This window comes from Paraburkholderia sp. CI3, assembly GCF_050436505.1.
Lineage (GTDB): Bacteria > Pseudomonadota > Gammaproteobacteria > Burkholderiales > Burkholderiaceae > Paraburkholderia > Paraburkholderia tuberum.
On the sequence record NZ_JBNDMI010000004.1, the window covers coordinates 805,378 to 817,847 of the forward strand.

General features: G+C 65.8%; 9 protein-coding genes. 7 read left to right on the plus strand and 2 right to left on the minus strand.

Features of this window, described 5'->3' with window-relative positions:
• Positions 1-185 precede the first annotated feature (185 nt).
• The 6 genes from nirB to OKW29_RS25225 all read left to right on the plus strand — a co-directional run bounded on the left by nirB (position 186) and on the right by OKW29_RS25225 (position 9,832).
• A complete protein-coding gene (nirB, locus tag OKW29_RS25200; RefSeq protein WP_429293018.1) occupies positions 186-2,726 on the plus strand; it encodes a nitrite reductase large subunit NirB in 2,541 nt (846 codons plus the stop codon).
• 39 nt (positions 2,727-2,765) lie between these two features.
• Complete coding sequence (nirD, locus tag OKW29_RS25205; RefSeq protein ID WP_429293019.1) at positions 2,766-3,131, plus strand: nitrite reductase small subunit NirD; 366 nt, start codon at positions 2,766-2,768, stop codon at positions 3,129-3,131.
• Between the two features lie 50 nt (positions 3,132-3,181).
• Positions 3,182-7,366, plus strand: a complete 4,185-nt coding sequence (locus tag OKW29_RS25210) for a molybdopterin-dependent oxidoreductase (RefSeq protein WP_429293020.1) — start codon at positions 3,182-3,184, stop codon at positions 7,364-7,366.
• A gap of 169 nt (positions 7,367-7,535) precedes the next feature.
• Positions 7,536-8,903 carry an MFS transporter gene (locus tag OKW29_RS25215; RefSeq protein WP_184074054.1) on the plus strand — a complete coding sequence of 456 codons (1,368 nt, stop codon included), beginning with the start codon at positions 7,536-7,538 and terminating at the stop codon, positions 8,901-8,903.
• Positions 8,904-9,021: 118 nt separating this feature from the next.
• Positions 9,022-9,483: an SRPBCC family protein gene (locus OKW29_RS25220; protein WP_429293021.1), complete on the plus strand. Its 462-nt coding sequence runs from the start codon at positions 9,022-9,024 to the stop codon at positions 9,481-9,483.
• Positions 9,467-9,832, plus strand: coding sequence for an ArsR/SmtB family transcription factor (locus OKW29_RS25225; protein ID WP_184033686.1), 366 nt, complete (start codon positions 9,467-9,469; stop codon positions 9,830-9,832). The genes OKW29_RS25220 and OKW29_RS25225 overlap by 17 nt, the downstream gene beginning before the upstream one ends.
• A 203-nt stretch (positions 9,833-10,035) precedes the next feature.
• Here the strand turns inward: OKW29_RS25225 and OKW29_RS25230 are convergent, their stop codons facing one another.
• Positions 10,036-10,401 (minus strand): hypothetical protein, encoded by a 366-nt coding sequence (locus tag OKW29_RS25230; protein WP_026225375.1) that lies wholly within the window; start codon positions 10,399-10,401, stop codon positions 10,036-10,038.
• 261 nt (positions 10,402-10,662) lie between these two features.
• Complete coding sequence (gene tam, locus OKW29_RS25235) at positions 10,663-11,460, minus strand: trans-aconitate 2-methyltransferase (protein WP_429293022.1); 798 nt, start codon at positions 11,458-11,460, stop codon at positions 10,663-10,665.
• 94 nt (positions 11,461-11,554) lie between these two features.
• Between tam and OKW29_RS25240 the strand changes: the two genes are divergently transcribed.
• A complete protein-coding gene (locus tag OKW29_RS25240) occupies positions 11,555-12,454 on the plus strand; it encodes a LysR substrate-binding domain-containing protein (RefSeq protein ID WP_429293023.1) in 900 nt (299 codons plus the stop codon).
• The last annotated feature ends 16 nt before the right edge of the window (positions 12,455-12,470 follow it).

The following is a 12,470-nucleotide window of genomic DNA, read 5'->3' on the forward strand; positions in this document are numbered from 1 at the left end:
GCCCTTGCGATAAGCGTTGCCATCGGACCAACGTGGGTTCGTCGCGCTTGCAGCACAACTGCACGCGCCCCGCAGCACCCAACAGGACAACGGCGTCCCCCGAATTCGGCCCCTCGGCTGGATTCGCGGGACGCCGTTTTTATTTCCGCAATCGCTTTCGCCAGACACCAGAGGACAGCGCGCTCATGAAAATCATCGTTATCGGTCACGGGATGGTCGGCCACAAACTGGTCGAATGCCTGGCGCAACGGGCCGCGCACGATCTCGACATCACGGTGCTGGGCGAAGAATCGCGACCGGCCTACGATCGCGTGCATCTGTCCGAGTTCTTCTCGGGCAAGACCGCCGATGACCTGTCGCTCGTCGAGCCGGGCTTCTTCGAGCGCCACGGCGTGCAACTGAAGCTGAACGCGCGGGCGGTCGCGGTCGATCGCGACGCGCGCACGGTGACGGTCGCGACCGGCGAAACGCTGCCGTACGACCGCCTCGTGTTCGCGACCGGCTCCTATCCGTTCGTGCCGCCGGTGCCGGGCCGCGAGCGCGGCGACTGCTTCGTCTATCGAACGATCGACGATCTCGAAGCGATGCGCGAATGCGGCGCCCGCTCGAAAACGGGCACGGTCGTGGGCGGGGGCCTGCTCGGTCTCGAATGCGCGAAGGCGCTGCGCGACATGGGTCTGCAAACGCACGTGGTCGAATTCGCGCCCCGCCTGATGGCGGTGCAGGTCGACGACGGCGGCGGCCGCGTATTGCGCGGCCGGATCGAAGAGCTTGGCGTCACGGTGCACACGCAGAAGAACACGACGGCGATCGTCGACGGCGAAGCGGGCACGCACCGCATGCAGTTCGCCGACGACAGCCATCTCGACACCGACATGATCGTGTTCTCCGCCGGCATCCGTCCGCGCGACGATCTCGCGCGCGCATGCGGCCTCGAACTCGGCGCGCGCGGCGGCATCGCCATCGACGACGCGTGCCGCACCAGCGATCCGCACATCTATGCGATCGGCGAATGCGCGCTGTGGCACGGCCAGCTGTTCGGGCTCGTCGCGCCCGGCTACGAGATGGCGCGCGTGGTCGCGAAGCAGTTGCTCGGCGACCCGGCCGAATTCGCCGGCGCCGACATGAGCACGAAGCTGAAGCTGATGGGCGTCGACGTCGCCAGCATCGGCGACGCGCACGGCAATACGCCGGGCAGCCGCACCTACCAGTTCAGCGACGAACGCAAGCAGATCTACAAGAAGCTCGTCGTGTCCGATTGCGGCAAGCATCTGCTCGGCGGCGTGATGGTCGGCGACGCGAGCGAATACGGCACGCTGCTGCAGATGATGCTGAACCGCATCGAGCTGCCAGCGTCCCCCGAATTCCTGATCCTGCCGCAAGCGGACGGCAGCGCGAAGCCGGCGCTCGGCGTCGAGGCGTTGCCCGCGGCCGCACAGATCTGCTCGTGCAACAACGTGTCGAAGGGCGAGCTGTGCGCAGCCGTGTGCGCGGGCGCGACCGACATCGGCGCGTTGAAGAGCGCGACCGGCGCGGGCACTTCGTGCGGCGGCTGCGTGCCGCTCGTCACGCAGGTGATGAAGGCCGAGATGAAGAAGCAGGGCCTCGCGGTGAACAACCACGTCTGCGAGCACTTCCCGTATTCGCGCCAGGAGCTGTATCACCTCGTGCGCGTCGAGGGAGTGCGCAGTTTCGGCGCGCTGCTCGCGAAGCATGGCCGCGGGCTCGGTTGCGACATCTGCAAGCCGGCGGTCGCGAGCATTCTCGCGTCGTGCTGGAACGAATTCGTGCTGAAGAAGGAGCACGCGTCGCTGCAGGACACCAACGACTACTACCTCGCGAACATCCAGCGCGACGGCACCTATTCGGTCGTGCCGCGCATGCCGGGCGGCGAAGTGACGCCCGACGGCCTGATCGCGGTCGCGCAGGTCGCGAAGAAATATGGCCTCTACACGAAGATCACCGGCGGCCAGCGTGTCGATCTGTTCGGCGCGCGCGTCGAGCAATTGCCGTCGATCTGGGAAGAGCTGATCGCGGCCGGCTTCGAATCGGGTCACGCGTACGGCAAATCGCTGCGTACGGTGAAGTCGTGCGTCGGCTCGACGTGGTGCCGCTATGGCGTCGGCGATTCGGTCGGTCTCGCGGTCGAACTCGAGAATCGCTACAAGGGCCTGCGCACGCCGCACAAGATCAAGTTCGGCGTGTCGGGCTGCACCCGCGAATGCGCGGAAGCGCAGGGCAAGGACGTCGGCGTGATCGCGACCGAGAAGGGCTGGAATCTGTACGTGTGCGGCAACGGCGGCATGAAGCCGCGGCACGCGGAACTGCTCGCCGCGGACCTCGATAAGGCGACGCTCGTGCGCTATATCGACCGCTTCCTGATGTTCTACGTGCGCACCGCCGACCGATTGCAACGCACCAGCGTGTGGCGCGACAACCTCGAAGGCGGGCTCGACTATCTGATCGACGTGATCGTCGACGATCGCCTTGGCGTCGCCACCGAGCTCGAAGTGGAGATGCAGCATGTGGTCGACACGTACGAGTGCGAATGGAAAAAGGCCGTCACCGATCCCGAAACGCGCAAGCGCTTCCGCCATTTCGTCAACAGCGGCGAGTCCGATAGCAACGTCGCGTTCGTCGCGGAGCGCGGACAGATCCGGCCGGCAACGCCCGCTGAGCGGCAGGTGCAGCGCATCGGGATTCCCGTTGTCGTCGAGACGGTTTGACCGTATCCGATCCCCGCTTAACTCAAAAGGAGCCCAGTCATGAAGAACGAACGCTTGCCCCGCGCCTGGACCGCGGTCTGCGCGCTCGACGACATCGTGCCGAACACCGGCGTTTGCGCGCTCGTCAATGGCGAACAGGTGGCCGTGTTTCACGTCGATGGCGGCCAGGTCGAGTCGCCGGCCGAGCCCACGGTCTACGCGATCGAAAACTTCGATCCGGGTTCGCACGCGGCGGTGCTGTCGCGCGGACTCGTCGGCAGCCTCGGCGAGCGCATCGTGGTCGCGTCGGCGATCTACAAGCATCACTTCGATCTGCGCACCGGCGAATGCCTCGAAACGCCGTCGTATTCGGTCAGCGCATTTGCCACGCGCGTCGAAAACGGCCAGGTGTGGGTCGCGGTTTGAGGTAGCGGCCTTTGTCCATCGTTCTGATGTTTCAACCCGATCATTCGCGCATGTCTGCTACCAGCGTAAAGAGCGTGTGTCCGTATTGCGGCGTCGGCTGCGGCATGGTGCTGCACGTCGAGGACGGCCAGGTCGTGAAGATCGCTGGCGACAAGGAGCATCCGGCCAACCTGGGCCGGCTCTGCACCAAAGGGCAGTCGGCCCACGTCGCGCTGCGCAAGTCGGGCCGTCTCGAAGGCGCGTTCGTGCGTCGTGCGCGCGACGAAGACCCGGTGCCGCTGCCGATGGCGCAGGCGTTGAGCGATACCGCCGCGCGTCTGCGGCGCGTGCTCGACGAGCATGGTCCCAATGCGCTGTCGTTTTACGTGTCGGGGCAGATGTCGCTCGAAGCGCAGTATCTGGTCAACAAGCTCGCGAAGGGCTTTATCGGCACGAACAATATCGAAGCGAATTCGCGCCTGTGCATGGCGAGCGCGGCGAGCGGCTACAAGCTGTCGCTCGGCGCGGACGGTCCGCCCGGCTCGTACGAAGACTTCGATCACGCGGATCTGTTTTTCGTCAGCGGCGCGAATATGGCCGACTGCCACCCGATCCTGTTCCTGCGCATGATGGATCGCGTGAAGGCGGGCGCGAAGCTGATCGTCGTCGATCCGCGCCGCAACACGACCGCCGTGAAAGCCGATCTGTTCCTACAGATCAAACCCGGCACCGACCTCGCGCTGCTGAACGGTCTGCTGCATCTGCTGCACGAAAACGGCGCAACGGATGCGGCTTTTATCGCCGAACACACCGAAGGCTGGGACGCGATGCCCGCGTTTCTGGCCGGGTACACGCCGGAGAACGTCGCCCGCATCACGGGCCTCGCCGCCGACGACATCCGTCGCGCCGCGCAGATGATCGGGTCGGCCAAAGACTGGATGAGTTGCTGGACGATGGGCCTGAACCAGAGCACGCACGGCACGTGGCACACCAACGCGCTGTGCAATCTGCATCTGGCGACGGGCCGCATCTGCCGGCGCGGCAGTGGACCGTTCTCGCTGACGGGCCAACCGAACGCGATGGGCGGCCGCGAAATGGGCTATATGGGCCCTGGTCTGCCGGGGCAGCGTTCGGCGCTGGTCGCCGCAGATCGCGCGTTCGTCGAAGCACTGTGGGGCATCGCACCGGGCACGCTCAAAGCGGACGCGGGCGACGGCACGATCGACATGTTCGCGCGCATGGCCGCGGGCGACATCAAGGCGTGCTGGATCATCTGCACGAATCCGGTCGCGACCGTCGCGAACCGGCAGACCGCGATCGCCGGTTTGCGCGCGGCCGAACTCGTGATCGCGCAGGACGCGTTCCTCGATACCGAAACGAACCGCTACGCCGACGTGCTGCTGCCCGGCGCGTTGTGGGCCGAAGCCGAAGGCGTGATGGTCAACTCGGAGCGCAATCTGACGCTGATGCAGCAGGCCATCGAACCGCCCGGCGCGGCGCTGCCCGACTGGCAGATCATCGCGCGCATCGCGTGTGAAATGGGCTTTGCCGATGCGTTCAGCTATGCGAGCGCCGACGAAGTGTTCGCCGAACTCACGCGCGCGGCGAATCCGGCGACCGGCTACGACCTGCGCGGCGCGAGCCATCGCCGCTTGAAGGACTCGCCACTGCAGTGGCCGATCGCGTCGGCCGATTCGTCCAAGCGCAATCCGCTTCGCTATCTGAATGACGGCGTGAGCCAGACGCTCGGGGAGTCTGAAGATGGCGGCCAGCCGCGCATTGCTTTTCCGACCGCGAGCGGCAGGGCGAAGTTTTTCGCGCGTGCGTATCAGCCCGCGGCCGAGTTGCCCGATCGCGAGTTTCCGATCGTGTTGAACACGGGCCGTCTGCAGCATCAGTGGCACTCGATGACCAAGACCGGCAAGGTCGCGATGCTGAACAAGCTGAACCCGGGACCCTTCGTCGAAATTCATCCGGACGACGCGGCCGAACTCGGGATTCGCGCGAAGGACGCGGTCGAGATCCGTTCGCGGCGCGGCCGCGCGGTCCTGCCCGCCGTCGTCACCGACCGTGTGAGCGCGGGTCAGTGCTTCGCGCCGATGCACTGGAACGACGTGTTCGGCGACGAACTGTGCATCAATGCGGTGACCAACGACGCGGTCGATCCGGTTTCTCTGCAGCCCGAACTGAAAGTCTGCGCGGTCGCGCTGAGTCCGGTGACGGCGGATCGCGACGCGAGCACTCGCAATGACGACGATGCGCTCTCTACCCCCGCCGACGCAGCGGTTTTAGCGCCCAGCGCCAAGGATCAACCCATGCCTCGTATCGAAGCCCTCACCACTTTGCTGCAACTGCCGCCCGAGCCCGCGCCCATGCCGTCGCTCAGCGATGCGGAGCGCGCGTATCTGGCGGGTTTCGTCAGTGGCCTGCGTTCGGCCGAAGCGCAAGGTCTCGTCAACGTGCCGGTGCTGCCGCACAGCGCACCGTTCGATGCGGTGAAGCGGCTCTATGTCGATGGTCTGCTTGCGGGACTTTATAGCCGCAGCGCGACGACGGCCCAGACGTCGACCGCTGCCTTGCGGCCGAATCTTGCACAGGAAGAGCCACGCGAATCGGGTGTGCGCATCGTGCGCGTGCGGCCGAAGGTCACGCTGTTGTGGGCCTCGCAAACCGGCAACACCGAATCGCTGACCGAGCGTTACGCGACGCGTCTGATGGAATCGGGCTTCGAAATCCGCACCGCGTGCATGGCCGACTATTCGTTCGCGACGCTCGCGAAGGCGCAATACGTGCTGCTGATGACGAGCACGTTCGGCGACGGCGATGCGCCCGACAACGCGCAGGACTTCTGGACGCAACTGAACGCCGCCACGGCGCCGCGCCTCGACGGCGTGCGTTTCGCGGTGCTCGCGCTCGGCGATCGCAACTACGATCAGTTCTGCGGTCACGGCCGCCGTCTGGACGAGCGGCTCGCCGCGCAGGGTGCGCTGCGTCTGACCGAGCGCGTCGATTGCGATATTGAATATCAGCAAAGCGCCGATGCATGGCTCGAACGCGTGATCGTCTGCATCAAGCAGGCGGATGCCGCGCTGTACGCGGTGCCGCCTGGCGGCATGATCAACGCGGTGGTGGGCGCGGTGCCGACCAAGGCGCGGCCGGCCGCGTCGCGCGTCGTCGGCAATCTGCGCCTGAACCGGCAGGGCGCCGCGAAGGATACGCGCTACGTGTCGCTGCAAACGGGCGAGACGAACCTCGAATACGAAGCGGGCGATGCGCTTGGCGTGTGGCCGAGCAACTGCCCCGAACTCGTCGACGAACTGATCACGCTGAGCGGTCTGCACGCGGAGGCATCGGTGCACGTCGCGGGTATCGGCGACATGCGGCTCGCCGATGCGCTCGGCAAGCACTACGAGATCGCGCGGCCGAGCGCCGAAGCGCTCGCGTTCGTCGCGGCGCGCAGCGGCAACGGCGCGCTGGGCGATCTGCTCGCGCCCGAACGCAAGGCGGATCTGAAGCAATGGCTATGGGGACAGCAGCTCGCCGACGTATTGCACGAGTTTCCGGTGAGCCTCTCGGCCGCCGAGCTGACCGGCATGCTGAAACGCCTGCAGCCGCGTCTGTATTCGATCGCATCGAGCCCGAAGGCGCATCCGGGCGAAGTGCATCTGACGGTATCGGCGGTGCGTTACAGCAACGGACGGCGGCACCGCAAGGGCGTGTCGTCGACGTTTCTCGCGGATCGCGCAAGCGACACCGATGTGCCCGTGTTCGTGCAGAAGTCCGCGCACTTTCGTCCTCCTCATCAATCGGACACGCCGATGATCATGGTCGGGCCGGGCACCGGCATCGCACCGTTTCGTGGCTTTCTGCACGAACGGCAGGCACGCGGCGAGCGCGGACGCAACTGGTTGTTCTTCGGCGAACAGCATGCCGCGACCGACTTCTACTATCGCGACGAACTCGAAGCGATGCGCGCGAGCGGTCTGCTGACCCGGCTCGACGTCGCGTTCTCGCGTGACCAGGCCGACAAGATCTATGTGCAGGACCGCATGCGCGAACACGGTGCGCAACTGTGGGCATGGCTCGAAGACGGTGCGCATTTCTATGTATGCGGCGACGCGAACCGGATGGCGCGCGATGTCGATGCGGCGCTGAAGGACGTCATCACGACTCACGGTGGCATGAGCGAAGAGAAAGCACTCGAATACGTGAGCCGTCTGACGCGCGAAAAGCGTTATGCACGCGACGTGTATTGAGCCGCCGATGCGTTTCAGAAGATGCCTTTAAAAAGGCCTCGTAACAGACAGCACGATGGCATGACGCTTGCATGTCGATCCCGGTGAAAACTCCGGGCGACGTGCCGGTGCCAAACACAAGTAACGCAGCAACTGGACTACCAGGCATTTTATTTACTGAGGATCTCTGATGAAAAACGTGATGCACTCCCTGCGAAGCGGTGATTGGCGCGCACTCGTCGCCTGCTTTCTGTATTTCGACACGGGCTTCACCGTCTGGGTGCTGTATGGGCCGCTCGCGCCGTTCATCAGCAAGAGCATCGCGATGACGCCCGCGCAGCAGGGGCTGCTCGTCGCGGTGCCGGTGTTGTCCGCGGCGATTCTGCGCGTGACGCTCGGCAATCTGTATCAGTCCGCGCACGGCAAACGCATTGCGTTGATGGGCGTGCTGCTGTCGGCGGTGCCGACGATCGTGCTGCCGTTGCTGCAATCGGTGCCGTCGTACGAAATGCTGCTGGTGCTCGGCGTGTTCCTTGGCGTCGGCGGCGCCAGCTTCGCGGTCGCGCTGCCGATGGCCGGCAGCAACTATCCGCCGAAAGTGCAGGGCCTCGTCTTGGGGCTGGCCGCGGCCGGCAACATCGGCGCGGTGCTCGACGGCTTTCTGTTCCCGCAACTGGCGACGCGCTACGGTTGGCAACTCGCCGCGGGCGGCGCCTTGCCGCTGCTCGCGATCGCCGCGATCACGCTGTACTTCTGGGCCAACGACGCGGGCGTCAAAACCGGCAGCGTGCTGCGCGCCTTCGGCAGTTTCGCGACGACGCTGGTCGGCCTGATCGCGCTCGTGCTGCTCGTCGAAGCAGGGCTATTCGGCGCGGGCAAGGCCGGCGTGCTGCTGCTGCCGGTGATCGGTGCGCTGCTGGCGATCGCGGTGCTGCCGCAACGCTACCGCTCGGTGCTCGCCGAGCGCGATACGTGGGTCATCATGTTCGTCTATAGCATCACGTTCGGCGGTTTCGTCGGCATGTCCTCGTATGTGTCGCTGCTGCTGACCAACCTGTATCAACTGTCGAAAATCGACGCGGGCCTGTTCATGGCGCTGCTCGCCGCGACCGGCGCGATGGTGCGCCCGCTCGGCGGCCTGATTGCCGACCGCGTGTCGGGCGTGCGCGCGCTGACCGTGCTGCTGGCGATCATCGCGGTTTGCGATTTCCTGTTCGCGGCGGCGATGCCGTCGCTCGCGGGCGGCATTGCGTTGCTGCTGTGCCTCTATGTCGCGTTCGGGCTCGGCAATGGCGCGACGTTCCAGCTCGTGCCGCATCGCTGGGCCGGCCGTACCGGGCTGATGTCCGGCATCGTCGGGGCGGCGGGCGGCATCGGTGGCTTCTATCTGCCGGTCGTGATGGGCATCGCGAAGGAAAGCACCGGCAGCTATCAAATGGGCTTCGCGACGTTCGGCACGCTGTCGGCCTGCGCGTTCCTTGCGATCGTCGCGCTGCGCCGGCCGTGGATGGCGTGGTCGATGCAAACCGGCGTCATGCACGCGCATGCGACGGAGTAAGGCGCGGCGCGCGGCGTCCGGTCGTGCCGGCGCCGCACGCATCATGCTCTGAACAAAGCGCAGTCGAATGCTTGCATATCGGAGGCGGTGCTTCTAATATGCAGTCAGGAGGCTGCATATGAACTCATCGACCGATCGCATCGAAAAGCAGGTTCTGTTGAAGGCGCCGCGCTCGCGCGTCTGGCGCGCGCTGTCCAACGCCGAGGAATTCGGCAAATGGTTCGGCGTGAATCTCACCGGCAAGCAGTTCGTCGCGGGGCAATCCACGCAGGGGCACATCACCTATCCAGGCTATGAGCATTTGCTGATGAACGTGCTGGTCGAGCGTGTCGAGCCCGAGCATCATCTGTCGTGGCGCTGGCATCCGGCCGCGATCGACATCACGATCGACTACACGCCTGAGCCGACCACGCTCGTGGAATTCGATCTGAGCGACGTCGAGTCGGGCACGCTGCTGCGCGTCGTCGAATCGGGCTTCGACCAGTTGCCGATCGGGCGCCGCGCGCAAGCGTTCCGGCTGAACGAGGGCGGCTGGGAGCAGCAGATGGTCAACGTCGAGCGATATGTCGGCGCGAGCTAGGGCGGCCCCCGCGAGGGCGGGCCTCAAGGCGGCGACACTGCGCAGTTCGGCGGCGGTGTTCGCGGCGCTCGGTGACGAGACGCGTCTGCGGCTTGTCGCGGCGTTATGCGCGGGCAGTGCGATGTCGATCGCGCAGCTGACGGCCGGCACCGACATCACGCGGCAGTCGGTCACGCAGCATCTGCAGGTGCTGGCCGACGCGGGCCTCGTTCACGACGTGAAGGTCGGACGCGAGCGCCTGTGGGCGTTCGAGCCCGCGCATCTCGACGCGGCACGCCGCGCGCTCGACGCGATTTCGCGGCAGTGGGATCAGGCGCTGCTGAAGCTGAAGACGATGGTCGAAGAATGAAGGGCGGGCGTCCGTGGTGATTGCACGAACCGAGCCGGCACGCGGATTGGCCGCCTGCCGGTAGGCTGTACGCGACGGCGGGTGCCGCATTTTTTACCGACTGCGAGCGGCACATCGTGCACGGAAGCGCGGAACAACGCAAAAAGGGGCCAAAAAATTGGCCCCCAATCCGCTGTAAAAAAGGAAGAAAAACGAGCCCGCGACTAATCGGCGATCCGCTTGTCAGCCAGCGCGTTCTGGCAGTCGGCCAGAACCTGCCGGACGAGCCGGGCTTGCGGGTCGAGTTCGTCGGTATCGAGAATTTCTTCAACCGCGTCGCGCGCCCAGTCGGCATCGACGAAGCGCGCGTGGCGCCGCGCGATTTCGACCGCGGTGGCCGACAGCTTCGCGACGCACAGCCAGTCGGCTTCGCGCGCGCGGCGGTCGAGCCACTTGTGCGCGGACTGCACGTGAAACGCCGCGTCGGGCCAGTCTTCGTTCAGATAATAAGCGCCGAGGCTTCCGCATGTGAGCCAGCACAACAGCTCCAGGCGGTCACGGGGACTCAGATGTTGGCGTACATCACTCATGGCGACGCTCGCTGCAGTAAATGGCTTCCCGGTGAGGCCGGCGGGCGCCGTCCTCCGCTTTTTACACACGCTTTTTACAAACATTAGCATGCGGAATTCCCGGGCGGCAATTCCTGACCACCCTTAGCGTGCGGCGCCGCCACAGGTGGGGTTTTCGGGCGGTGCGTCAGTGTGGTGCGCCGGCGATCTGATCGCCCCGGGACGACCCGCCGCAGCCGAAGCGCCGGCATTTACCGGCTCGCAGCGGTTCCCGGCGCGGCTTCAACGTTCGCCGCGCGTCGCGACGATGAAAAGCCGCGGAAATGGCAGCAGCACCGTGCCATCGGCGAGCGCCGGGTAGGCTTTGACGATTTCGTCGCGATAGCGTTGCACAAACGCGCCGCGTTCGACGTCGTCGAGCGCGGCGAGAAACGGCCGCAGCGCGCTGCCCTTGAACCATTCGACCACCGCGTCGGCGCCCGCGAGCGGGTGGTGATAAACCGTGCGCCACACGTCGACGCGCGCGCAGAGCGGCTTGAGCAGCGCGTAGTACCAGTTTGCATCGTAGCGCATGGTGCGCTCGACACCCTTCAGCTTCGTCGCCCAAGGCCCGTCGATGGCGATTTCGCGCAGCAGCCGGTGCGCCGGTTCGTCGAGATTGTCGGGCATCTGCACGGCGAGGCTGCCGCCCCTGGCAAGTTTTGCCACCAGCGCGGGGAACAGCCGCTCGTGGTCCGGCACCCATTGCAGCACCGCGTTCGCGAGGATCACGTCGTAGGGGCCGTGCGCGTCCCACGTCGAAACGTCGCTGATGTCGAAACGGAATTGCGGCAGCCGCCGACGGGCCGCCGCGATCATCGCGGCGGAGCGGTCGATGCCGCTGACCGACGCGCCAGGCACCCGCTCGGCCAGCACCTCGGTCGAGTTGCCCGGGCCGCAGCCGATGTCGACCGCGAGCCGCGCGCCGTTCAAGGGCACCGCCGCGAGCAGATCGCGGACCGGCCGCGTGCGCTCGTTCTCGAACAGCATGTACTGCTTCGCGTGCCAATCGCTGTGCTCGTTCGTGGTTTTGTCGGTCATCTTTTGCTCCTTCGCGGGGTTCGTTGCGGCCATTCTCGGCCGCTGACAGCCCGGAGTAAAATGAATTTATGATCCCGATTACTTCATTTTTCTAATGAAAATCGACACGCTCGGCGTGCAGGCTTTCGTCGCGATTGCCGATCGCGGCAGCTTCCAGAGCGCGGCGGATTCGCTGCACGTCACGCAAACCGCGATCACGCAGCGGCTGCGCAAGCTCGAAAACTATCTCGGCGTCACGCTGATCGAGCGCACCACGCGTTCGATGGCGCTCACCGAAATCGGTCGCAATTTTCTGCCGCAGGCGCGTCGGCTGCTCGGCGAGCTGGCGGACGCGCTCGTCGAGATCCGCGAAACGGGCATCGCGCGACGCGGCGACGTGTCGATCGCGTGCGTGCCGACCGTCGGCGTGCAGTATCTGCCGCGCATACTGCAGGCGTATTCGGCGCGCTATCCGCACAATCGCATCAAGATTCTCGATCATGCGTCGTCGGCGGTGGAGGAGGCCGTGTTGCGCAGAGAGGTCGAGTTCGGCATCAACATCGCGCGAGAGCATCATCCCGATCTCGCCACCGTGCCGCTCACCGAAGACCGCTACGTGCTGATCTGCCACGAGGACCATCCACTCGCGAAGCGGCGGCGCATCGCATGGCGGCAGTTGCAGCCGTTCCCGCTGATTTTCGCCGGCGAGGTCAGCGGCAATCGCGCGCTGCTCGACGTCGCGCTGGAATCGAGCGAGCTCGCGCTGCGTTCGTTCTACGAGGTGCAGCGCAGTTCGACCGCCGTCGGACTCGTCGCGCAACGCGTCGGCGCGGCCGTGGTGCCCGCGCTCGCGCTGCAGAAGGGCGCGTATCCGAGCGTGCGCACCCTCGAGCTCACGCAGCCCACCGTGTCGCGCACGCTGGTGCTCGTCGCGCGCAAGACTGCGCAGTTGTCACCGGCCGCGCAGGCGCTGTACGACATGATCCGCGAACAGGCGACGCTGAAAACCGGATGACGGCGCGCCGCGCGCA